Source organism: Mesorhizobium sp. M0998 (assembly GCF_040318885.1).
Classification (GTDB): Bacteria; Pseudomonadota; Alphaproteobacteria; order Rhizobiales; family Rhizobiaceae; genus Mesorhizobium.
This window is the reverse complement of record NZ_JAMYND010000011.1, coordinates 101,432-124,172: the sequence shown is the minus strand read 5'-3', so window position 1 is coordinate 124,172 and position 22,741 is coordinate 101,432. Positions and strand designations below refer to the sequence as shown.

Here is a 22,741-nt window from a genome sequence, read left to right as displayed (position 1 = left end):
ACGGGTTAATGATTGGCCCGGAAAAATGTCGCGATAACGGCGCCGGAATCACGGCTGTGTTAACCTTATATTTAAAGTTTTACGTATCGGGCGGAATGCATGTTTTCTTTACCCGGCTGTGTCATTACGATACGACAGGTCCATTTTCAGCCTCCTGCGCGGGACACGCTAGGCAGAATCAATAAGCAGAACCATAAGTCCCGCGGCAGCTTGTACAGGGTAGCGAAGGCATGGCGAAGAAACCAACGACGACAAGAACGCTCGACAGCGACGTAGCCAGGGAACTTGAAAAGGCACTTGATATCGATCTGAGCGGCGATGCCGGCGGCGACTTCGACATGGCTGCATCCATGGAAGATCTCGAAGCGCAAATATCGCAAGCCGCCGACGAGCTGGCGCGCGAAGGTCGCAGCCAGAACGAAGCGCCTGCCCCGGACCAGACCCAGAACGCGGCACCTGCCGCCAATCAAAGCCAGATCGCAAATCCCGCGCCAAAGGCCAAGCCGGCTGAGTTGCGTCCTGTCGCAACGCGCAATGGCTCGCAGCCGGCAGCTTTCTCGCCGGCCAACGACGATCGTCAAAAAGACTATAAGACGCTCCTGCACACCCTCAATCGGCGCGCCTCGAACACGATCTACTGGGTCGTGGCTTTCGTTTCGCTGGCCTGGATCGCCGGCGCTGGCGGCCTTGCGAACCTGTTGTTCGGACCTGGCATCTGGAACATCCGCACCTTCGATCAGTTTTTCGCCCGTCCGGAGCTGATCGGCCTGGCGGTCGCGGCAATCGTGCCCGTCATCCTGTTCTGGGCATTCGCAGTGATGATTCGCCGCGCTCAGGAGATGCGCCTTGCCGCGCAGTCGATGACCGAGGTGGCCTTCCGTCTGGCCGAGCCGGAAAATCTTGCCCAGGATCGCGTCATGATGATCGGCCAAGCGGTTCGCCGCGAGGTGGCAGCCATGGGCGAAGGCATCGAACGCACGCTTGCGCGTGCCGTCGAGCTCGAAACGCTGGTCCACAGCGAGGTGAACCAGATCGAGCGCTCCTATTCAGAGAACGAGTCCCGCATCCGCTCGCTGGTCGACGGGCTGGGCAGCGAGCGCGAAGCGGTCGTCACCCATGCCGAGCGCGTGCGCGCCTCGATCACCGGCGCCCACGAGACACTGAAAGACGAGATCAACGCCGCCAGCGATATCATTCGCGACAGCATTCTCAACGCCTCGACCAAGCTGTCGATGACGATCAACGAATCCGGCGACACGCTGATCGACAGGATCAACGGAAGCTCGATGTCGATCTTCGATTCGGTGGAAGGCCGGCTCGAATCGATCACCGATCGGCTGTCGACGTCGGGCGAGGCCTTCGCCAGCCTGCTCGACACCCGGATCGCCAAGCTGACGGACACCACCGATGGCCTGACGCGGTCACTGACCGACCTGCTCGACGACCGCACGAGCGGCATGGTGTCGCTGCTCGGCGGTGCCGCCCGCACACTCAATTCGGAATTCGAAGCCAGCCTCAACGGCATCGAGCGGACGCTTGCCGAACGTGGCCAGGCGCTGATCAGCGAGTTCCAGACCCGCGCCGAGGCGCTCGACACCGGCACGCAGAAGCTCAACGCCGCGCTGGAGGCTCGCGCACGCCAGATCAACGAGACGCTGGTCGAGCGCGCCCGCGAAATCGCCCACACCTTCCAGGATAGCAAGGAGACGCTGTCGGCGATGATCGATCAGGGCAAGACCCAGATCGGCGCCGACATGGCCGACATCATTTCATCGACCTCGACCATGCTTGAAGCCCGCGCCGGCGATTTCGCCGGGCGCATGGAAGCGGCGCGCCATGTCGTATCGCGTTCGTTCGATACGGACATCGAGCGGCTTGCCGATGCTCGCGCCGGCATCGAGGAAGCCGTCGAGAACCACAGCCGCAAGCTTTCCGAAAGCCGCGACCGGATGGCGGCGGCAATGCAGGCCGATCTGGCGAAGTTCGCCGAAGGTCGCGCCGAAATCGACGCAGCGGTGGCTAACCAGGTGCAGAAGCTAGCCGAAGGCCGCGGCCTGATCTCGCGCGCCCTTGAAGAGGATCTGCGCAAGGTCAATGAATCGCGCGCAGCGATCGACGCTTCGCTGGGCAGCCATCTCGAAAGCCTTGAAGAGGGTCGCAACAGGCTTGCCCAGGCCTTGAACGAAGACTCTGGAAAGCTCGTGCAAGCCCGCACGATAATTGATGAAATGGTTGCCGGGCATGTCGGCAAGCTCGCCGAAGGCCGCAGCATCCTTTCGCGCGCGCTCGAGGCCGACCTCGGCAAACTGGCAGAGAGTCGCGCCAGCATCGACGGCCTCGTCGCCGGTCAAGTCGAAAAGATCGCCGAGGGTCGCGCCATACTCGCCAGTGCGCTGGAAGCCGACATCGCCGGCATCAATGGCCTCATTGAGGCCCATTCGGCGAAATTGACGCAAGACCGCAGCGGGCTTTCCCAGTCACTCGATAACGACCTGTCCGACATCAGGAGCCTGATCGCCGATCATTCTGGCAGGCTCGCCGACGACCGCAGCCTGCTTTCGAAGACGCTTGAAGACGATCTTGCCAAGCTGGCCGAAAGCCGGTCGAGCATCGATGGGCTGGTTGCCGGCCAGGTCGAGAAGCTGGCCGAAGGCCGCGACATCCTCAAGCGCGCGCTTGAATCGGACCTAAACGCGATCAAGGGCGTCATCGCCAGCCAGTCTGAAAAGCTGGCGGAAGACCGTGGCCAGTTGTCGCGGGCACTGGAGAGCGACCTGGAGGCTGTGCGGGGCGTTGTCTCCGATCACATGAACAAGCTCGCCGAAGACCGTTCGACCCTTTCGAAGGCGCTCGAAGACGATCTCGCCAAATTGGCCGAAAGCCGCTCGAGCATCGATGTGATGGTTGCCGGCCAGGTCGAAAAGCTGGCAGAGGGCCGCGACATCCTCAAGCGTGCGCTCGAAGCCGATCTGAGCACCGTCAAGGGCGTCATCGCCAGCCAGTCCGAAAAGCTGGCGGAAGACCGTGGTCAGCTGTCGCGGGCACTGGAGACCGATCTCGAGACCGTGCGGGGCGTCGTCTCCGAACATATGAACAAGCTTGCCGAAGACCGTTCGGCCCTGTCGAAAGCGCTCGAGGACGATCTTGCCAGGCTGGCAGAGAGCCGTTCGAGCATCGACGGGCTGGTCGCCGGCCAGGTCGAGAAGCTGGCTGAGGGTCGCGACATCCTCAAGCGCGCCTTGGAAGACGATCTTGCCAAGCTGGCCGAAAGCCGCTCGAGCATCGACGGACTGGTTTCCGGCCAGGTCGAGAAACTGGCCGAAGGCCGCGATATCCTCAAGCGCGCCTTGGAGGCCGATCTCAACACGATCAGGGGCGCCATCGCCGATCAGTCGCAGCTATTGACCGATAATCGCGCGCAGTTTTCGCGTGCGCTGGAAGCCGATCTCGGCAACGTCAACAGCCTTGTCGCAACCCACGCAGAGAAGCTCGTCCAGGACCGCTCGACCCTGTCGAAGGCGCTCGAGGACGATCTCGCCAAGCTGGCCGAAAGCCGCTCGAGCATCGATGGGCTGGTTGCCGGCCAGGTCGAGAAACTGGCGGAAGGCCGCGACATCCTCAGGCGCGCGTTGGAAGCCGACCTGGAGAGGCTTGCAATGAGCAGCAGCGAGGTCGACGAGATTGTCGCCGGTCATGTCGGCAAGCTGAGCGAGGGTCGCGACATGCTGACCCGCGCACTGCAGGACGATCTCTCCAGGCTCGCCGAAACGCGCAAGGATGTCGACCGTTCGCTGTCCGGCCATATCGACCAGATTGCCGCCAGGAGCACCGACATCTCCGATGCGATCGCTGCGGACGTAGAAAAGATCGAGCAGGCGTTCAGCCGGCAGACAGGCATCATTGAAGAGCGCGCCAGCACAATGGAGCGGGCGCTGTCGACGGGTGTCGACAACGTGCGCAGTGTGCTCGAAAGAAGCGCGGTCTTCGTCGCCGGCGCGCTGCGCGAGAAGGTCATGGAAGTTACCAGCGCGCTGCATGAGCAGGCGGGCGCGGCATTCAGCGATGCCGACCGCAAGATCGCCGAGCGCGCCGAGCAGACCTCGGCCGCCCTGCTCGCCAGGGCGGAGGACATCGCCCGCACCTTTGAAGAGGCGGATCGTCGCCTCGCCGCCCGCGCCGAGGATACGTCGAGCGCACTGATTGCCCGCGTCGACGACACGTCGAACAGCTTGCTCGCGCGTGCCCAGGAAACGGCCGATCAGCTGGCAGCCAGAGCAAGTGAGATTGCCGGCACCTTCGACGCGGCGGACCACAGGCTGGTCTCTCGCGCCATCGAAACGGCCCAGTCGCTGGCGGCACGTGCCGGCGACATCCTGCGCAATTTCGAAACGGCCGACGAGCGGCTGGGCGTGCGCATCGGTGAATCCGCCGAAGCGCTCGCGGCACGCGCGTCGGATCTCGGTCGCATTTTCGATGCCGCCGACCAGCAACTTATTTCGCGCATTGCTGAAGGCTCCGAAGCACTTTCGGCCCGTGCGTCCGAGATCGGCCGCATCTTCGAGGAGGCCGATCATCGCCTGGTGTCCCGTATCGCTGACAGCAGCACCGCAATCGGCGAACATGCCGACAACATTGTCGGTGCCTTCACCAGCACCGAGCAGCGGGTTGCCGAACGCGCCAGGCAGACTGGCCAGGAACTCGCCGTCCATGCCCGTGAAATCGAGCAACTGCTTGCCGGTGCCGACGAACGCCTGGCATCGAGTGCTGCCGCCACAGCGGCCCGCGTCGAGGAGCAGGTCGCCAGCGTCGAGAACCGGCTCGCCTACTCCGCCGAGACAATGGGCCAAAAGCTCAACGAACAAGTCTCGGGTGCCGAGGCGCAACTGGTCTCGCGTGCCAACACCATCGCCGAGACCTTTACGGCGGTCGGCCAGCATATCGGTCAGAGCACCAATGACGCTGCAAAGACCATCGGTGCCAATACTCGCGAGCTCAGTACGATGCTTGCGGCCCGTTCGGCAGAAATATCGAAAATCCTGGACGAGACGGCGCGGCCTCTGGTCGAGCGCTTCGCCCAGGGCGGCTCCGAGCTGCAAAAGAGCATGGAAGAGGTCACCGAACGTGCGACCGAGAAGCTGCGCAATCAAAACGCCGCCCTCGTCGACGCCATCGCCAGCCGCACGGCCGAAACCCTGTCGGCCGTCGAAGGCGCGCGCTCGACGCTTGCCGACAGCGTTGCCGACCTCATCGGCCGCATGACCACCTCCAGCTCGCAGCTCGGTCAATTGATCGAGCAGGCGGCGACCAATCTCGGCCAGGTCGACGAACGCCTGACCGGGAGCACGCAAAGCTTCGCGGCGACCACGGAAAAGACCGCGCAGACCTTCGCCAGTTCGGCGCGTCTGGTCGATTCGAACACGACGCGGCTCACCGAGCTGTCGTCGTCGACCTTACGCGAGGTTGCTTCAATCGCCACCAAGTTCGACGAGCACAGCCGGTTGCTTTCCAGTGCCTCGGACCTGTTGAGCTCGGCCCAGAGCAATCTTGAGCACACGCTCGAAAGGCAATCGTCGCTGGAGGACCTCGCCGTCGGCCTTGTCAAGAAGTCGGAAGATCTCGAAAGGGTCATGCGCTCGTTCGAGAATTTGGTCGGCCAGACGCTGCAGAACGCCGAGGGCAAGACGCTGGAATCCGCCGACAAGATCCGTACCGCGATTTCCGAAGTGGTCGATTCGGCAACCAAGCGCTTTGCCGATGCGACCGAGGAGATGCGGCGTACCGCCGGCTCGATCAAGAGCGAGCTCGACCTCACCCGGGCCGAGCTTAAGAAAGGCGTCATCGAGATGCCGGAAGAGGCAAAGGAATCAACCACGGCTATCCGCCGTGCCGTTTCAGAGCAGATCAACGCGCTGAAGGAACTTTCTGAAATCGTTGCGAAATCTGGCCGCAGCGCCGACAGTTCGGAACAGCGCAACCTGCGTCCGGCGCCGCAAGCGCCTGCCGCACGCCCCGCCGAACCGCCACGTCGCCCGGCTCCGGCTCCCGAACAGCGCCGTGCACCGCAGGCGCCTTCGGGCGAGACGGCGCTGCGCGGCACGCTCGACCTCGAACGTCCGGCAGACCAAGCGCCGCGCCAGCGCGACCCCAACGGCCGCACGCCGCAGGGCGGTTGGGTGCGTGACCTCCTGACCGGTGCATCACGCGAAGACGACGCCAAGCCGGCAGCGCCTGCCGAAGCGCCGCGCCCAGCTCCCGCTGCGCGGTCGCCGCTTCATGTCGTGGAATCGCTGAACTCGCTCTCGGTCGATATCGCACGCGCCATCGATCACGATGCCTCGATCGAGCTGTGGAACCGCTACCGGCGCGGCGAGCGCGACGTCTTCACGCGCCGACTTTACACGCTGAAGGGCCAGCAGACGTTCGACGAGATCCGCCGCAAATATCAGTCGGAGGCGGAGTTCCGCGCTGCTGTCGATCGTTACTGTGACGATTTCGAAAAGCTGCTCAAGGACGTGTCGCGCAACGACCGCGACAACATCATGGCACAGACCTACCTGACGTCGGATACCGGCAAGGTCTACACCATGCTGGCCCACGCCAGCGGCCGCCTGCACTAAGCGGCGGGACAGGAAAACAGAAAGTGCACTCTGCCCTTTCTGCTTAGACCCGATACTGAAAAAGATAGTCCGCAAATCTCCTGATTTGGTCGGATGTTTGCGCCCAGAGCAGAGGCCGGTATCTCGTGGCAATGCAGACAATTCGCGGTGATCTGCTTCAGCTTGCGCTCGACGGAACGTTCGATGTCATTGTGCATGGATGCAACTGCCAGTGCCAGATGGGCAAAGGAATTGCTCTTTCCATAAAGCAGCCTTTTCCCGAAGCATATGCTGCGGATTGCGCGACATTGAAGGGTGACCCAGCCAAGCTGGGAAGCATATCCGTTGCCGAAATCAAGCGAGGCAGCCGCATTTTCCATGTTGTCAACGGCTACACTCAGTTCCATTGGCAGGGCAAAGGCGTGAAAGCCGACTACCAGGCAATTCGAAAAGTCATGCAGGCCGTCAAAGGTAAATTCGCGGGCAAAAGAATCGGCTACCCGAAAATTGGCGCAGGGCTGGCTGGAGGTGATTGGGAAACCATAGCCTCAATCATCAACGATGAACTCGCGGGCGAAGATCATACGCTTGTCGAATACGCTCCGTGAGCTGCTTCGGTCTCCAGCCGCCTCACAGCAGCTAGCCCGGTTCAGATCACGGTGTCCGTCCAGCGGACGATTTGCCCGGCCGCATCGCCGAACGCGGCATCGAGCGCGCCGACATAGGCCTGGTTGCCATTGCCCGAAACGGGCGCGATGGCGCTAAACGTCTTCGAAGCGCGCACTTCACCGTTGCGGTCATTCAATAGGCGCACGAACAGCTCGACCTCGGCATGTTCGCCCCCATCGACACGCACCTCGAACGAGCGGATCTCAACGATCACCTGATAGTCGATCGCCAGCCCCTCGCCTGGCTTGCCGACGCCGGTGAAGCTGCCCGAGCGCTGGAACGTCTCTGCCAGCCGCGCCTGTACGATCATCGGCAGCCGGTCGGCCCATTGCGCGCCCTTGAGATACTGGATCGATCGCGGCGATGGCTTGATGACGATGTTCTGGCTGTCCAGCGCCTTGAGCGCCGATGGCTGGGCGATGAGGATCTGGCGGCGGCTGTGGGCACGCGCTTCCAGCGACGGCGCCGAAAGCTCGAACGTATCCAGCGGCGCCGGCTTGCCGCCCAGCGCCGCACAGCCGGCGAGCGAAAGCGCCAGCAGTGCCGCTCCGGCCTTGAACCCACTCGATCTGACGCTGCCTGAACTGATCGACTTCAAACGCGATCCCCCCCGGATCGTGGAAACAACGCGCATCCGCAAGCTATGTTCTTGCGGTGGGCGCAGGCCGAAGTCAACGGCGCACCCTGCCGTCGAACTGCCGGACCTCACCCTCGCCGCCGGACAGGATCCGCTGTGGATTGCGGCTGAGGTCGGTCACCGCCTCTTCGATGCGGTTGATCGAACGACGGCTGTCCTGGACCAGCGATTCGACGTTTTGCAGCCCCTGTCCCGAGAACCGCGCTAGATTGTCGGTGATGGTGCCGAGGCGGGCGTTCAGCGTGTCGGCGACCTGCTTGAACGATTTGAGCGTCGCCCTGGCATCGGCCATGACGCCGTCGGCCTGACCGGAGCCGAGCAGTTTGTCGACCTTGGCAAGGATACCGTCGACTCGCACCGAGGCATCGTTGAGGCGTCCTGCGAGCTGGTGCGCGTCTTTGATGGTTTCATCGATGTCGTCGGCTCGGTTTGCGAACTTGTTGGTCACCTTGGCGATGTCGGCGGCAGCCTCGTTGGCGTTTTCGCTGGCCTTCTGGATATTGGCAAGCGCGGTGCGAACCTCAGCCGGATCGATGCCGTCGAGAACGCCGTCGACCTTGGCCAGCGTGCCTTGCGTCTTCTGGGCGAAGTCGTTGATCGAGCCGACCGCGGTGTCCACGTTCTTGATGACCGTGTCGAACTGCTTGCTGGTTTCCTTGAGGTTGGAAGTGACTGTGTCGACATTGGCGACGATGCTCTTGATCTGGTCCTTGTCGACGGCGTTGAGTAGCCCTTCCGCCGCCTTCAGGGTGCCGTCGAGCTTGCCCGAAACACCCTTCAGTTCGTCCGCCAGCGAGCTGACGCTGGCCAGGAACTTGTCGACGCCGTCCGCATTCCTGGCCAGTGCATCGGAGAAGGTCTGGACATTGTTGACGGTTTGCGTCAGCGGCCCGCGAACATCCTTGGTGAAGCCTTCGAGCTCCGAAAGGACCTTGTCGGCGCGGGTGAAGATGTTCTGCGCCGTCTGCAGCAGGTTGGTGACCGCCGACGGATTGGCGACGATCTCGGCGACACGGCCTTCCTTTTCCGCCTCGTCGAGAAGTTTTGGCTCCTTGGGGTCGGCGCCCTTGAGCTCGATGTTGGCCTGGCCGGTGAGGCCGGCAAGCCCGATATCGGCCTGCGTCGACTTGGTGATAGGTGTATTCCGGTCTATTTCGGTGTCGGCGATAGCAGCGGTCGGATTGTCGACGTCGATATAGACACGGCGCACGTCGCCGACTTTGACGCCATTGAACAGCACGAAACTGCCACGGCCGAGCCCCGAAGCGGAGCCTGGAATGCGCACGCGCAGCACCGTCGTCTCACCCTTTTCGCCGATTGCCGCCGTCCAATAGACGAAAGCGAAAGCCGCGAGGATCGCGGCCAGCGTGAAAATGCCGACAATGACGTAGTTGGCCCTGGTTTCCATTGCTCACTTATGGCTATGCGCGCGCCGCAAGATCAAGTTGCCGGGCGCGTTTTCCGCGGAAATAGGATTTTACCCAGGGTTCCTCGCTCCTGAGCATGTCGTCGATCGTGCCCTCGACCAGCACTTTCTTTTTGCCAAGCACCGCCACGCGGTCGCACGCCGTAAACAGCGTGTCGAGATCGTGCGTGACCATATACACGGTCAAATCCATCGTATCGCGCAGCTTGACGACCAATTCGTCGAACTCAGCCGCGCTGATCGGATCGAGCCCGGACGTCGGTTCGTCGAGAAAAACGATGTCCGGGTCGAGTGCCAGGGCGCGCGCCAGCGCAGCACGCTTGATCATGCCGCCCGAGAGCTCGGAGGGGAATTTCTGCGCCGCATCCGGCGGCAATCCGACCAGCTCGACCTTGAGCATGGCAAGTTCGTCCATCAGCTTCTTCGGCAAATCGAGATATTCGCGCATAGGCACCTGAACGTTTTCGAGGACCGTCAGCGCCGAAAAAAGGGCGCCATGCTGGAACAGCACGCCAAGCCGCATGTCGATGCGAAGGCGCTCCCTTTCGGTTGCCTTCTCGACGTCAACGCCGAACAGTTTGATTGTTCCCGATTGCTTGCGCGTCAAGCCAAGGATGGTGCGCAAGAGAACAGATTTGCCGGCACCCGAGGCACCGACGAAGCCGAGAATCTCCCCGCGCCAGATATCGAGCGACAATTTGTCGAGAACAACCTGGTCGGCGAACGACACCGTGATGTCGTGCGCCGACAGCACGATCTCGTCTTCTTTGGCCTTCGCCGCCACCTTGGTCGTGTTTGTGCCCGGCAGCGCCATGTCAGAACTCGATCGCTGCATAGAACATGGCGAAAAGCCCGTCGAGGATAATAACCACGAAGATCGACTTCACCACTGAGGCGGTCACATGCTGGCCAAGCGATTCGGCGCTGCCGCCAACCTTCATGCCCTCGACCGAGGCAATTATGCCGATGATCATGGCCATGAACGGCGCCTTGATCAGGCCGGCAAAGATGGTGCTGAGGTCGATTGCGACACGCAGCCGGTCGATGAACGCTGCCGGTGCAATATCGGAGTAGAGCCATGCAGCCAAAATGCCGCCGCCCAGTGCGGCAAAGTTGGCGATGATCGTCAGGCAAGGCAACGCGACGACCAGCGCGACGAGCCGCGGAAACACCAGCACGCCGATTGGATTAAGGCCGATCACCTTCAGCGCATCGACCTCCTCGCGCATCTTCATCGAGCCGATCTCGGCGGTGATCGCGCTACCGGAGCGGCCGGCGATCATGATCGCCGTCATCAAAACGCCGAGCTCGCGCAGGATCAGCACGCCGACCAGGTCGACGACGAAGATGTCGGCGCCGAAATAACTGAGCTGATAGGCGCCTTGCTGGGCGACGATCGCACCGACGATGGCCGACATCAGCACGACTACCGGTATAGCGCCGACACCCATGCGATCGATCTGGTTGAAGATCGCCGCCATGTTGACGGCATGGCCGCGGCCAAGCTTCATCTGAGAGCCGCGTATCGTGGCGCCGAGGATATTCATTGCGGCCAGGAAATCGTCGCGCATCTCATAAACGCGCCGACCTACCGCCTCGAGCCCGCGAATGATGAAGTTGGGCGGCTTTGCCGGACCTGATTCGGGCTCGCGACGAACGGCGTCCCCGACGGCGCCAAGCAGGATCGAGGCGATCTCGCTCTGCCCCTGCATCGTGATCTCGACGCCCTTTTTTTCGAAGCTGCTGACCAGGCGGTCGATCAGCCACGCCCCGGCAGTGTCCATCTTCTCGATTTGTGAAAGGTCGAGCGCCAGCGTCTTGAAGCCGCCGCGCTTCTCGATCTTGCGCATCTCGGCATCGACCAGCGCCACGGTACGTGTCGTCCAGGTTCCCGAGAAAGCGCAGCCGAGAACGTCGCCCTCCTCGCCGATCGCGATGCGCGGCTGGTGGTCGGGCTCCTTGGCAGGGCCGCTTGCGTCGCGTTTGCGGATGGTCAACATGGCGTCCTGTTTAGCCTGACGGGGCCGACCTGTCGATTTGCCGACATCCTCCTTGTTGCACAGCCGGAGCAGAAAAATATGGCGCGTGTCATTTCGGTCGAGGCCGAGCGCTTTCCGATAGCCGGGACCTTTACCATTTCGCGCGGCTCGAAGGCCGAAGCGGAGGTGATTTCCTGCGCCATCACCGAAAACGGCCGTACAGGACGCGGCGAATGCGTCCCTTACAAGCGCTATGGCGAGACCATGGAGTGTGTGCGCGACGCGATCGAGGCGATGCGCAGCGAGATCGCGCACGGCATCAGCCGCATCGCCCTGCTCGATGCCATGCCTGCCGGCGCGGCACGCAACGCCATCGATTGCGCGCTCTGGGACCTGGAAGCGAAGATCAGCGGAACACCGGTGGCGCATACGATACGAACCGTTCCGTTACGACCGCTCGAGACTGCGTATACATTGTCGCTCGCCGAGCCGGAGGCGATGGCGGCGCAGGCCCGCGCCAACGCCCAGCGCCCGCTACTCAAGGTCAAGATCGGCGGCGACAACGACATCGCGCGCATCCGTGCAGTGACGGCGGCAGCACCCGACAGCCGAATCATTCTCGACGCCAACGAGGGCTGGAATAACGACAACATCGTCGCAAACCTTGCCTTTGCCGCCGAGCACGGTATCGCCTTGATCGAACAGCCGCTGCCGGCGGGACATGACAGTATTCTTCGCCACATCGCGCATCCGGTACCGATCTGTGCCGACGAAAGCGTGCACGAGGCGAAGGACCTTGAAGCACTTGTCGGCCTTTACGACGCCGTCAACATCAAGCTCGACAAATCGGGTGGCCTGACCGCTGCACTCGTGCTTCGCGACCGCGCCCGCGAACTGGCTCTTGGTGTCATGGTCGGCTGTATGGTCGGCACATCGCTTGCGATGGCGCCGGCCGTGCTGTTGGCGCAGGATGCCGATTTCGTCGATCTCGACGGTCCGCTGCTGCTGGCCCGCGACCGCGTTCCCGGTCTCGTCTACCAAGGTTCGCTGGTGTCACCGCCCGAGCGGGCGCTGTGGGGCTGAACGCGCGGCAAGCCCGATCAGAGCCAGGCCCGTCAGGGCGATCGGGATCATCGCAAAGAAGCCATTCGCGCCGAAGCGGTCGTAAAGAGGACCGGAAATCAGCGTCGCCGCCGCCATGAAGAAGCCATTGGAGAAGTAGGCGATGCCTTGCGCCGCCCCGGTGCGTTCTTCCGCGACCGTCTCACCGATCATCTTTTGCAGGCCGATCAGCACCAGCGCCACCGAAACCGCGTGCAGCGTCTGGATCGCGAAAAACCCGCCAACGCCAAGCCCAAGCGGCCAGATCAGCGGAAAGGCGAACCAGCGCACGATCGCGCCGATCCCGGCAATCAGCATGATCGAGACGACCGAGAAGGAGGCGAAAGCGCGGGTGAAAACGACGAACATGCATATCTCGGCGACGACGCCCCACCCCCACAGAAGCCCGACAACCGAATCGCTGATGCCGATCGACTTCCAGTAGATCGACACGAAACCGTAGAGAAATGCGTGGCTGGCGGTGATGACGCCGACGCCTGTCGAAAAATAGAGGAAGTACCGGTTGAGGAGTTTCGGTGCCGATTGCTGGATATCGGCGGCCGAAAGCGGCGAGGCGCGGCGTGGACGGCCAAGGCGCGGCGCAATCAGTCCGGCGGCTAGCGCGGCACACAGCGCCGCGAAGATGATCACCGGGACAGCCTGGGCACCGCTCGCCGACAGGATGAAACCGCCGGCGAGATTGGCACAGAGATAGGAGATCGAGCCCCATTTGCGCATGCTTGCGTAATTCGAGCCGAAGCGGCGAACACCTGAAAGGGCGAGCGAATCGGCAATCGGCGAATGCGGCGTCCAGACGACCGTCAGGGCCAGCGACACGGCAAGTACCGTTGCGTAGGTCGGCGGCAGGAGGTAGCCGGCGGACAGGATCAGCGATGCGGCGACCAGCGCAACATAGACATTGGCGCGGTCGCTCGCTTTGTCTGCCAGCGCAGTAAGAAAAGGCGTCGTCGCCACGCGCAGGAACATCGGCGCGGCGAGGATCACGGCTATCTGTTCGGCATGGAACCCCTTCGCCTGCAGCCACAGCGGGAAATACGGCACATGCGTCCCGAGCGGAACGAAGAGCGTAAAGAAGATCAAGCTCATGCGCAGTTCGAAATGGCGTGGCTTGACGAGCTGTTCGGGCGAAAGCGGCGGCAGCGAGGACATTGACAGGCGATCCGTCGGCACGGCATTCAGCCGGGTCGGCCCGCCACACCTGCCGCTGCTTAACACGGCGAAAAAGTCGATGAAACCGCTGGACTAACCGATTGAAGCGAGATGCGGCCGGATTTGGTCAAGCCGCCTGGACTGCCCTGCCCTTGATGTCGATCGGCACGAGCACCTCGCTGCCGACCGGAGTCTCCGGCAGGACATGCGCCCAGTGCAGGATCTCCATCCTGCCGTCAAAATGCTCGACCACCGCCGTGCAGCTCTCCACCCAGTCGCCCGTGTTGATGTATTGCACGTCCTCATAGCTTTCGATCGCGGCATGGTGGATGTGCCCGCAGATCACGCCGTCGACATGCGAGCGGCGCGCCTCCTCGGTCAGCACGGTCTGGAACGAGCCGATGAAATTCACCGCCTTCTTGACCTTGACCTTGGCCCAGGACGAGAACGACCAGTAAGGCAGGCCGAGCACCTGGCGCAGACGTGTGATGACGCGGTTGAGCAGCATCGCCGCGTCGTAGGCATAGTCGCCGAGATAGGCCAGCCAGCGCGCATTATGGACGACGGTGTCGAACTGGTCGCCATGGATGACAAGAAGGCGTTTGCCGTCGGCGGTCTCGTGGATGGCGCGGTCGGCGACGACAATGCCGCCGAAATGAACGCCCTGGAACTGTCGCGCGAACTCGTCATGGTTGCCGGCGATGTAGGTGATGCTGGCGCCCTTGCGCGCCTTGCGCAGCAATTTCTGGATCACGTCGTTATGGCTTTGCGGCCAATGCCAGCTTCGTCTCAGGCGCCAGCCGTCGACGATGTCGCCGACGAGATAGATGATATCGGCATCGTGATGGCGCAGGAAATCGATCAGGAATTCGGCCTTCGCCGCCTTCGATCCGAGATGGACGTCGGAGATGAACATGCTGCGGAAAGTGCGAGGCTCTGCGCCGGACATCATTTGTCACCGTTGCTTTCGCCTGAGCCTATGCCCCGATTCATGCAACAACCGTATGACGGTTGCGATTGGTCCAGCCATCCGGATAGGTTGCCGCGGCAATCAGAGGAGAAAATCACCATGGATCTCGGCATTCGCGGCAAGAAGGCCATCGTCTGCGCTTCGAGCAAAGGCTTGGGACGCGGCTGCGCCATGGCACTGGCAGAGGCAGGTTGCGATCTGGTGATCAATGGCCGCAACGCCGACGTGCTGGCCAAAACCGCCGCTGAACTGCGCGAGAAATTCGGCGTCAAGGTGACCGAAATCGTCGGCGACGTATCCAAGCCCGATGTCCAGAAGGCGCTGCTTGCCGCCTGCCCCGATCCCGACATCCTCGTCAACAACAATGGCGGTCCGCCGTTTCGCGATTTCCGCGCGCTCGACCGCGAAAAGATCCTCGAGGGCGTCACCCAGAACATGGTGACCCCTGTCGAACTGGTTCAGGCCGTGATCGACGGCATGGCGGCGCGCGGCTTCGGCCGCATCGTCAACATCACCTCGCTGTCGGTCTATGTGCCTATCCCCGGCCTCGACCTGTCGTCCGGCGCCCGCGCCGGCCTTACTTCGTTCCTCGCCGGCGTCGCGCGCACGGTGATCGACCGCAACGTGACGATCAACAACATGCTGCCGGGAAAACTCGATACCGACCGGCTGCGCGGCCCGCACGAGGCCGGCACGCCCGAAGATCCGGCCGCCGCCGCCGCGCGCAAGGCGCAAGCAGCGGCCAACGTTCCGGCCAAACGGCTCGGCACACCGGAGGAATTCGGCCAGATCTGCGCCTTCCTGTGCTCGGTTCATGCCGGTTACCTGACCGGGCAGAACATACCGGTCGACGGCGGCCTCTACGTCAGCGCGTTCTAGCGAGAATCCAATGCTCAATGCCCACTGAATAGTGGAAGACGACCGGTTGCGGAACTTGGAGCCCGTCAGCATAAGCTCCGCCAATGCAACACTCGTCCCTCATATCCTTCCTCAACGGCGAGAAACCGCCATCCGAGCTTTGGCAGGAGATTGAAGCCGAAGTGAATGAATGCGTAGCCGCCGCGTCCAAGTCGGGCGGCGTGGGGAATGTCATCATCACTGACGGTCCAGATACGATAATTAATCGTCGACATGTGGACGTGCTGGTTGATCGGCTGGCGGACGGCATCCTACCGGTCCAAGCAGCCGCCTACATCGCCGATGCGCTAATCATGAGCGACGACTTCACCTTCGCGGATGATGGTGCCTCGGAGGTTCTGCTTTTCCTGTCGGACGAGAGCGCGCCCACTTCGCGAGCAGAGTTGCAAGCGCTGCGGAGCCGCCTTTCGACAGGAGCGTAGCGTCCGTTTCCACCCCTTGCGGACCTATGCGACTATTCTAAAGCTCTGAAATTGGCGACACAGCAAGGCATCGCGTCCTATATCTTGCCGGAAGAGCATGGATCATAGTTGTGGATACAAAATACGTCTCCGAAGAGATTTGGCGCACCTCGCTTGCGGCAGCGCGGGGCTATCTTGGTCACCTGCAAGCTCCTGAAAACCTGCCATACGCGGCAAAATCAATTTGTCATACCATCCGCCGTATCGAGCGGATAAGAGCGGCTGGACTTGCTGAATGGCAGGAGCGAGACAAAAGGACACGCTTCCCCTGACCGCTTTCAACCATTGCAGGCGCCCTCAGGCAAGCCGAAACAGGGCAACATTATGCTCAAAAAGGGCGCCCAGTTCACAAGAACTAGGGTTAGTCCGCATGCTATGTCCTGCCTCGCAAATGAAAAAATGAGACCGGCGAATGGCGTCTATTTATCGCTTTGTTGCGCAAAAACTGCTGTCGCACGGGGTTCGAGACACGGCCGACGGCAACCTTGCAATTACTGACCGGAGATTGTTCCTTGACTTCGTTCGTCTAGAACGAGCGGTTAGGCTAGAGGATTTCGCCACAGTCCAGTCTGCGGTGGTGGCGATTGAAAATCGTTGCTTATCAATGGGTAAACGTCATATCGCGGTGTTTGCATACATGTATCTCAGGTTTTCGGATGCGGCCCCAAAGTTTACTCACCTGGACATCGAGCTTGAGGAAGAAGGAGGTATCCGCCGAACAGTCGACTACCGGCGTAGGGTGTCGTCGACAGAGCGACTTGTCGGCGAGTGGGCTGCCGCTTGGTACGATCGCTATTCCAAGAGTTTCTTTCGTGCACTTTATAGGAGCAACAGCCCCACAGCGAACTAGCGAAAGAATACCTAATCGTCCGCAAACCACCACCTGAAGCAGACATTCGGCTCGCAGCTCGCTCCAGCAACGCGCCTATCGCCCCAACATTTCAATGGCAGACCGTACAGGCCGGCGGGCGGTGCAAGCCGTAAGCTCGCGCTTGCGACATATCACCTCTCGAAAAGCCTCGGCTGCATGCTAAGAGACTCAAACATCGAACGGACTGAACTGAGGAGGCGGCCGTCATGACAGGCGAAAGCAAGAAGGCGGCTCGATCCGACCTCGACGAAGCAGCGCTCTATTTCCATAAGCATCCCCGTCCCGGAAAACTTGAAATCCAGGCGACGAAGCCACTGGGCAATCAGCGCGACCTGGCGCTTGCCTATTCGCCGGGGGTCGCCGCCCCCTGCCTTGAAATCCGCGACGACCCGGCAACCGCCGCCGACTATACAGCCCGTGCCAATCTGGTCGGCGTTGTCACCAACGGTTCGGCGGTGCTGGGCCTCGGCAATATCGGTCCGCTCGCCTCCAAGCCGGTGATGGAAGGCAAGGCGGTGCTGTTCAAGAAATTCGCCGGCATCGATGTCTTCGACATCGAGATCGACGCACCGGGCATCGAGCGCATGGTCGAGACGATCTCGGCGCTGGAACCAACCTTCGGCGGCATCAACCTGGAAGACATCAAGGCGCCCGAATGCTTCGAAGTCGAGGAGCAGTTGAAAGCCCGCATGGGCATACCGGTCTTCCATGACGACCAGCACGGCACCGCCATCATCGTCGCCGCCGCCGTGCTCAACGGGCTGGAATTCGCCGGCAAGTCCATCGCGGATATCAAGATCGTCACGTCAGGCGCCGGCGCTGCGGCGCTTGCCTGCCTCAACCTTCTGGTCTCGCTCGGCGCGCGGGTCGAAAACATCTGGGTCACCGACCGGTTCGGGGTCGCCCATAAGGGCCGCGTCGAGGAGATGGACCGCTGGAAAGACCCCTATGTGAAGGACACCGAGGCGCGCACGCTGGCCGACGTTCTGCCCGGCGCCGACGTGTTTCTCGGCCTGTCTGCCGCCGGCGTGCTGAAACCGGAACTGCTGCACCACATGGCGCCCAAGCCGCTGATCCTGGCGCTGGCCAACCCCAATCCCGAGATCATGCCGGAAGCGGCACGGGCGGCGCGACCCGATGCGATGATCTGCACCGGCCGCTCCGATTTCCCCAATCAAGTCAATAACGTACTCTGTTTTCCTTACATCTTCCGTGGCGCGCTGGATTGCGGCGCAAGTGCCATCAACGAAGAGATGAAAATGGCCGCCGTTCGGGCGATCGCAGCGCTTGCCCGCGAAGAGCCGTCCGACGTTGCCGCGCGCGCCTATTCCGGCGAGACGCCGATCTTCGGCCCGGAGTTCCTGATCCCCTCGCCTTTCGATCCGCGGCTGATCCTGCGCATTGCCCCTGCCGTCGCCAAGGCAGCTTGCGAGACCGGCGTCGCGACCCGGCCGATCACCGATTTCGCCGCCTATATCGACAAGCTGAACCGCTTCGTCTTCCGTTCTGGCCTGGTCATGAAGCCGGTATTCTCGATGGCCAAGACGTCGAGCGCCAAGCGCGTCATCTATGCCGACGGCGAGGACGAGCGCGTGCTTCGCGCCGCGCAGGTCGTGCTCGAGGAAGGCATTGCCGAACCGATCCTGATCGGCCGCCCGCACGTCATCGAGGTGCGGTTGAAACGCTATGGGCTGCGCATCAAGCCGGGCGTCGATTTCGGCCTGATCAACCCGGAAGACGATCCGCGTTACCGCCACTATGTCGACCTTTTGATCGAGCTTGCCGGCCGCCGTGGGGTGACTACGGAAGCGGCACGCACCATGGTGCGCACCGACAATACGGTGATCGCCGCCCTTGCCCTGAAGCGCGGCGACGCCGACGCCATGGTCTGCGGCCTTGAGGGCCGTTTCGAGCGCCATTTGCGCAACGTCACGCTGATCATCGGGCCACGCGCCGGCATTAGGGATCGCGACCTGTCGACGCTTTCCATGCTGATTTCGCAGCGCGGCATCATTTTCCTCACCGATACCCATGTCTCCGTCGATCCGACCGCCGAGGAGATTGCGGAGATGACCGTTCTGGCGGCCGAGGAGATTCAGCGTTTTGGCATCGAGCCCAAGGCAGCCCTGCTTTCGCATTCGGATTTCGGCTCCCGCGATTCGCCAAGCGCCATGAAGATGCGGCAGGCGGCGGCGATCCTGGCGCGCATCGCGCCCGACCTGCAATGCGACGGCGAGATGCATGCCGACTCGGCACTGTCGGAGCAGCTGCGCCAGCGCGTCTATCCGCATTCGCGGCTGAAGGGCGAAGCCAATCTGCTGGTGTTCCCCAATCTCGATTCGGCGAACATCACGCTGACCGCGCTGCGCACGATGATGGACGCGCTGCATGTCGGCCCGATCCTGCTCGGCACCGACAGCCCGGCGCACATATTGACGCCGTCGGTCACCTCGCGCGGCGTCGTCAACATGACCGCACTGGCAGTGGTCGAAGCCGCGCATAAGGCGCAAGCCATCGTCGAACTGGGATAGCCGCGGGCTTTCTCAGACTGGCTTGAACCGGAAATGCCCTGTCTGCCTGAAGGCAAACAAAGTGTCCTCTTCCCTGGCGCCGCCGCCGATATTGTGAATGACCAGTCTTCTTGTCGGTACCAATGTGGAGCGATTGGACGACACGATGGCAATATGCGGCAGATTGCCGGGCAGCATCTGGGCGACGAGATCCCCAGGCCGATAATCGGCGGGGTCTTGGCTGACGGGCAAGGTGGCACCGCGCCGCTCGAAATAGACCGCAAGATTGGGCACACGGCGGTGGTCGATGTTGCGGTCCGGCGCTTTCAGGCCCCAACCCTTCGGATAGGCGGCAAAATTGGCCCGCATATCCTCATGCACCAATTTTTGCAGGTCGAGATCGAAGGCGCGGCGATAGGCACGGATCACGACATCCGTGCAAACACCCCGCTCGGGCCCAACGTCCCCGCCCGGATAGGCCAGGCGTGTATAGGTCGGATCGTAGAGTGTGGTGACGCCGATCTGCTCACGGGCAGCTTCGACCAATTTGGTGCCCCAATCCGGCGTGATGGGCTTTTCCTGCGCCATGGCAACCGGCATCGCCAGGCACAAAAGACCAAATTGCACTGCGGCTCGACGGGTAATCGCGGTCATGCCAAGCCTCCGGGCGTTACTGAATCCAGGCATTCTTCTAGGCGAATACGCCTTTTTTCGTGCAACGCCAGGATGTCGCGGTTCTGGTTCTGTCCGAATATGTCGTGTGGCGTGGTCGATATGACAGCACCGGTCGTGATCGAAGCCGCGCACTGGCGCAAGCCATCGCCGATTTGGGCTGAAGCTGGAATCGGCGGTATGCTAAACAAACGATTAACCGCAAGCGCGGTAGCTTTCTGAACGACAGGCAGGCGGAGTTTCGGAGGGATGACGGGCGCATGTTGGAAGCTGACGCGTGCCGCCGCGCTGCTCGGTGCCCTGCTAATGTGCGACATTGCCGTCACTCAGGCGCGGGCCGCTCCGCGCCTCTGCCGCCAGCTTGAAGCCGATCTTGCCGCCGCTTCTCGTGGTGGCGGCGGCAAACCGGCTTTGCTTAGGAAATATGACGACGCAATCGTCCGGCAGCGCCAGCAGATTTCAAAGGCCGTCAGCCAGGCCAGCAGCGCCGGCTGCGGCTTTTCGCTGTCTCGCCGCAACGCCAACGCATGCGCAGCACTCGACGCCACCATCGATCGCATGGCAGCCAATCTCGACGCCCTGCAGGCCAAGCGCGGCGACCTTGCCGGCGGTGGTTCGCGACGTGATCGTGCGCGCATATTGACGTTGCTTGACGCCAATGGCTGCCGCGATGATGCGGCGGCGCGGACGCCCGCGCCGGTCCGCGAAGCCAGCCGTGAAAACGGCAAGCGAAACCTGCTCGACCAGCTTTTGGGCAGTCAGCCCGAAGAGGCCGACCAGGCTGAAGAACTGAGCCAGCCGGGCAACATCCGCACCGTGCTCAACAGCGCCGACATGGGCCAGCCCCAAGGCGAATTCCGCACCATGTGTGTGCGGACCTGCGACGGCTATTTCTTCCCGATGTCGAATGCTGCCTCGCTGGGCGATTTCGAGCGCGATCAGAAGAATTGCGAATCGAGCTGCCCCGGCACCGAGATGCAGGTTTTCTACACGCGCGGCATGAACAGCGATTCGGCGTCCATGACGTCTTCGGTGACGGGCAGGCCTTATATCGAACTGCCGACGGCCTACCTCTACAAGCAATCCGACATGCCGCGGCCGCCGACCTGCGGCTGCAATGCCGGGCAAAATTTCGAGATCATTGCCGGCAACCCGCCAACCCCGGGACAATCTGAGGCGAACGTGGCGACCACCCCGTTCGTTCCGCTGCCGGTTGCCAGGCCTGATCCGGCCGCCGACCCGGAGACCTTGGCCAATGCAGAAGGCGGCCTCGACCGTGAGGCGATCAAACGGCTTGCTGTCAAACCTGTGCCCTCGCCGACATCGCTGCCGCCGCCGGAGCAGCGCAAGGTCAGGGTCGTCGGGCCAACGTTCCTTCCCGACCCAGCAGCGGCAACAGATCTGCAAGCTCCGGACCCGAAGGCTGTCCCGTAAGCGCCAGCCTGAGCGGCATGAACAGCGCCTTGCCCTTACGGCCGCTCGCCGCTCGGATCTTGCCCGTCCAGTCCTTCCAGACGGTGCCGTTCCAAGGCTCTTCCGGCAGCAACTCGAATGCCTGGCGAAGAAAGTCGCGGTCCTCGTCGGAAAACTCCGCCGGCTCCTCTGGACCATCTCGAAGCGTACGCCACCAGATCGCCGCATCGGCCAGCCTGTCGAGATTGCCGCGCACGGCCAGCCAGAAAGACTCGGCCTGTTCGCCGGAGATGCCGAGCACGATCAGCCGGTCGCGCGCCTCGGAAAACGGCATGTGATGCAGCAGCGTGCGGTTGAGCACGAAGAGCTCGTCCGGGTCGAATTTGGCGGCGGATTTCGATGTTGCAGCCGGATCGAAGCGCTCGACTAGCTCGGCCATCGTTGGCACCGCCACGACGTTTTCCGAGGTGCCGACGAGCACCGCCAGCGAAGCGATCGCCATCGGCTCGATGCCGCTCTCACGCAGGCTCTGGATGGACAGCGCGCCGGTGCGCTTCGAAAGTCCCTCGCCTGATGCCGTTGTCAGGAGATTGTGGTGGCCGAACACCGGCGGCTCCGCGCCAAGTGCTCGGAACAGGGCTATCTGGACGCCGGTATTGGTGACGTGGTCGTCGCCGCGAATGACATGGCTGACGCCCATGTCGATGTCGTCGACAACCGAAGGCAATGTGTAGAGGTAGGTGCCGTCCTCACGCCGCAGAACCGGGTCTGAAAGCGAGGCGAGGTCGACGGTCTCTTCGCCGCGCACCAGGTCGTTCCAGTGGATTTCGGTGCGCTCCGGCTGTAGCGGATCGCTGCTGAAGTTGGGCAGCAGAAAGCGCCAGTGCGGCCGCCGGCCATCGGCCTCATATTCCGCCACCTGCTCGGGTGCCAGCGTCAGCGCCTCGCGGCCATAGACTGGCGGCAGGCCACGCGTGCGGCGCACCTTGCGCCTCAGGTCAAGCTCTTCAGGCGTCTCATAGCAAGCATAGACGAGGCGCGCCTCCTTCAGCCTCTCCAGTGCGGCATCGTAGATTTCGACCCGCCGCGACTGGTACTCCGTGGCATCGGGGAAGATGCCCAGCCAATGAAGGTCATACAGGATAGCGTCGGAAAACTCCTGCGTCGAACGGGCGACGTCGGTGTCGTCGAAGCGCTGGATGAAGCGGCCTTTGTTCTTGATGGCGAACAGCCAATTGAACAAAGCGGTGCGCGCATTGCCGATATGGATGCGGCCGGTCGGTGACGGGGCGAAACGGACGGTAACTGTCATGAGCGGGGCGTACCGGATGGTTTTGCTGTTGACAAG

Annotated in this window: 16 protein-coding genes; 8 read left to right on the top strand and 8 right to left on the bottom strand. The window is 62.3% G+C overall.

The window, feature by feature from the left end; all coding sequences use genetic code 11:
• The first annotated feature begins 230 nt into the window (after positions 1-230).
• Together NKH59_RS13165 and NKH59_RS13160 are read left to right on the top strand one after the other, a co-directional pair.
• A complete protein-coding gene (locus NKH59_RS13165) occupies positions 231-6,617 on the top strand; it encodes an apolipoprotein A-IV repeat region-like domain-containing protein (RefSeq protein ID WP_353022148.1) in 6,387 nt (2,128 codons plus the stop codon).
• 131 nt (positions 6,618-6,748) lie between these two features.
• The gene (locus NKH59_RS13160) at positions 6,749-7,204 is read left to right on the top strand and encodes a macro domain-containing protein (protein ID WP_352471799.1); all 456 of its coding nucleotides are present in this window, start codon (positions 6,749-6,751) and stop codon (positions 7,202-7,204) included.
• 41 nt (positions 7,205-7,245) lie between these two features.
• Here NKH59_RS13160 and NKH59_RS13155 read toward each other — a convergent pair whose 3' ends face one another.
• Genes NKH59_RS13155 through NKH59_RS13140 form a run of 4 tightly spaced genes read right to left on the bottom strand, consistent with a single transcriptional unit; the run spans position 7,246 to position 11,328 of the window.
• Entirely contained in the window at positions 7,246-7,899 is a 654-nt protein-coding gene (locus NKH59_RS13155) for an ABC-type transport auxiliary lipoprotein family protein (protein ID WP_051406244.1), read from the bottom strand.
• Between the two features lie 37 nt (positions 7,900-7,936).
• The gene (locus NKH59_RS13150; RefSeq protein ID WP_352540616.1) at positions 7,937-9,310 is read right to left on the bottom strand and encodes an MlaD family protein; all 1,374 of its coding nucleotides are present in this window, start codon (positions 9,308-9,310) and stop codon (positions 7,937-7,939) included.
• A gap of 13 nt (positions 9,311-9,323) precedes the next feature.
• Positions 9,324-10,142, bottom strand: a complete 819-nt coding sequence (locus NKH59_RS13145) for an ABC transporter ATP-binding protein (protein WP_352471729.1) — start codon at positions 10,140-10,142, stop codon at positions 9,324-9,326.
• 1 nt (position 10,143) lies between these two features.
• Positions 10,144-11,328 carry an ABC transporter permease gene (locus NKH59_RS13140; RefSeq protein ID WP_352540617.1) on the bottom strand — a complete coding sequence of 395 codons (1,185 nt, stop codon included), beginning with the start codon at positions 11,326-11,328 and terminating at the stop codon, positions 10,144-10,146.
• 78 nt (positions 11,329-11,406) lie between these two features.
• Here NKH59_RS13140 and dgcA point away from each other — a divergent pair, with 78 nt between their 5' ends.
• The gene (gene dgcA, locus NKH59_RS13135; protein ID WP_352540618.1) at positions 11,407-12,390 is read left to right on the top strand and encodes an N-acetyl-D-Glu racemase DgcA; all 984 of its coding nucleotides are present in this window, start codon (positions 11,407-11,409) and stop codon (positions 12,388-12,390) included.
• Here dgcA and NKH59_RS13130 read toward each other — a convergent pair.
• Both NKH59_RS13130 and NKH59_RS13125 read right to left on the bottom strand, forming a co-directional pair.
• Complete coding sequence (locus tag NKH59_RS13130) at positions 12,361-13,578, bottom strand: MFS transporter (RefSeq protein ID WP_352540619.1); 1,218 nt, start codon at positions 13,576-13,578, stop codon at positions 12,361-12,363. The genes dgcA and NKH59_RS13130 overlap by 30 nt on opposite strands.
• A 127-nt stretch (positions 13,579-13,705) precedes the next feature.
• The gene (locus NKH59_RS13125; RefSeq protein ID WP_352502515.1) at positions 13,706-14,527 is read right to left on the bottom strand and encodes a UDP-2,3-diacylglucosamine diphosphatase; all 822 of its coding nucleotides are present in this window, start codon (positions 14,525-14,527) and stop codon (positions 13,706-13,708) included.
• A 120-nt stretch (positions 14,528-14,647) separates the two neighbouring features.
• Between NKH59_RS13125 and NKH59_RS13120 the strand changes: the two genes are divergently transcribed.
• From NKH59_RS13120 to NKH59_RS13105, 4 genes are all read left to right on the top strand, one after another.
• Entirely contained in the window at positions 14,648-15,427 is a 780-nt protein-coding gene (locus NKH59_RS13120; protein ID WP_352502482.1) for an SDR family oxidoreductase, read from the top strand.
• A gap of 83 nt (positions 15,428-15,510) precedes the next feature.
• The gene (locus tag NKH59_RS13115; RefSeq protein WP_352540620.1) at positions 15,511-15,888 is read left to right on the top strand and encodes a hypothetical protein; all 378 of its coding nucleotides are present in this window, start codon (positions 15,511-15,513) and stop codon (positions 15,886-15,888) included.
• Between the two features lie 451 nt (positions 15,889-16,339).
• Positions 16,340-16,777 carry a hypothetical protein gene (locus NKH59_RS13110; RefSeq protein WP_352471736.1) on the top strand — a complete coding sequence of 146 codons (438 nt, stop codon included), beginning with the start codon at positions 16,340-16,342 and terminating at the stop codon, positions 16,775-16,777.
• Between the two features lie 227 nt (positions 16,778-17,004).
• Complete coding sequence (locus NKH59_RS13105; RefSeq protein ID WP_352502480.1) at positions 17,005-19,329, top strand: NADP-dependent malic enzyme; 2,325 nt, start codon at positions 17,005-17,007, stop codon at positions 19,327-19,329.
• Positions 19,330-19,341: 12 nt separating this feature from the next.
• On the opposite strand, the gene NKH59_RS13100 is transcribed toward NKH59_RS13105, so the two are convergent.
• Positions 19,342-19,962: a DUF1287 domain-containing protein gene (locus tag NKH59_RS13100; protein WP_352502479.1), complete on the bottom strand. Its 621-nt coding sequence runs from the start codon at positions 19,960-19,962 to the stop codon at positions 19,342-19,344.
• Positions 19,963-20,229: 267 nt separating this feature from the next.
• Between NKH59_RS13100 and NKH59_RS13095 the strand changes: the two genes are divergently transcribed.
• On the top strand, positions 20,230-21,414 hold the full coding sequence (locus NKH59_RS13095; protein WP_352540621.1) for a DUF2865 domain-containing protein: 1,185 nt from the start codon (positions 20,230-20,232) through the stop codon (positions 21,412-21,414).
• On the opposite strand, the gene gltX is transcribed toward NKH59_RS13095, so the two are convergent.
• Positions 21,332-22,705: a glutamate--tRNA ligase gene (gltX, locus tag NKH59_RS13090; protein WP_352471740.1), complete on the bottom strand. Its 1,374-nt coding sequence runs from the start codon at positions 22,703-22,705 to the stop codon at positions 21,332-21,334. The two genes, NKH59_RS13095 and gltX, sit on opposite strands and share 83 nt — an antisense overlap.
• Positions 22,706-22,741: the final 36 nt, after the last annotated feature.

Coding starts and splice junctions, on each gene's coding strand:
- NKH59_RS13165 (WP_353022148.1), top strand. CDS start 231: ATGGCGAAGAAACCAACGACGACAAGAACGCTCGACAGCGACGTAGCC.
- NKH59_RS13160 (WP_352471799.1), top strand. CDS start 6,749: ATGCAGACAATTCGCGGTGATCTGCTTCAGCTTGCGCTCGACGGAACG.
- NKH59_RS13155 (WP_051406244.1), bottom strand. CDS start 7,899: ATGCGCGTTGTTTCCACGATCCGGGGGGGATCGCGTTTGAAGTCGATC.
- NKH59_RS13150 (WP_352540616.1), bottom strand. CDS start 9,310: ATGGAAACCAGGGCCAACTACGTCATTGTCGGCATTTTCACGCTGGCC.
- NKH59_RS13145 (WP_352471729.1), bottom strand. CDS start 10,142: ATGGCGCTGCCGGGCACAAACACGACCAAGGTGGCGGCGAAGGCCAAA.
- NKH59_RS13140 (WP_352540617.1), bottom strand. CDS start 11,328: ATGTTGACCATCCGCAAACGCGACGCAAGCGGCCCTGCCAAGGAGCCC.
- dgcA (WP_352540618.1), top strand. CDS start 11,407: ATGGCGCGTGTCATTTCGGTCGAGGCCGAGCGCTTTCCGATAGCCGGG.
- NKH59_RS13130 (WP_352540619.1), bottom strand. CDS start 13,578: ATGTCCTCGCTGCCGCCGCTTTCGCCCGAACAGCTCGTCAAGCCACGC.
- NKH59_RS13125 (WP_352502515.1), bottom strand. CDS start 14,527: ATGTCCGGCGCAGAGCCTCGCACTTTCCGCAGCATGTTCATCTCCGAC.
- NKH59_RS13120 (WP_352502482.1), top strand. CDS start 14,648: ATGGATCTCGGCATTCGCGGCAAGAAGGCCATCGTCTGCGCTTCGAGC.
- NKH59_RS13115 (WP_352540620.1), top strand. CDS start 15,511: ATGCAACACTCGTCCCTCATATCCTTCCTCAACGGCGAGAAACCGCCA.
- NKH59_RS13110 (WP_352471736.1), top strand. CDS start 16,340: ATGGCGTCTATTTATCGCTTTGTTGCGCAAAAACTGCTGTCGCACGGG.
- NKH59_RS13105 (WP_352502480.1), top strand. CDS start 17,005: ATGACAGGCGAAAGCAAGAAGGCGGCTCGATCCGACCTCGACGAAGCA.
- NKH59_RS13100 (WP_352502479.1), bottom strand. CDS start 19,962: ATGACCGCGATTACCCGTCGAGCCGCAGTGCAATTTGGTCTTTTGTGC.
- NKH59_RS13095 (WP_352540621.1), top strand. CDS start 20,230: ATGACGGGCGCATGTTGGAAGCTGACGCGTGCCGCCGCGCTGCTCGGT.
- gltX (WP_352471740.1), bottom strand. CDS start 22,705: ATGACAGTTACCGTCCGTTTCGCCCCGTCACCGACCGGCCGCATCCAT.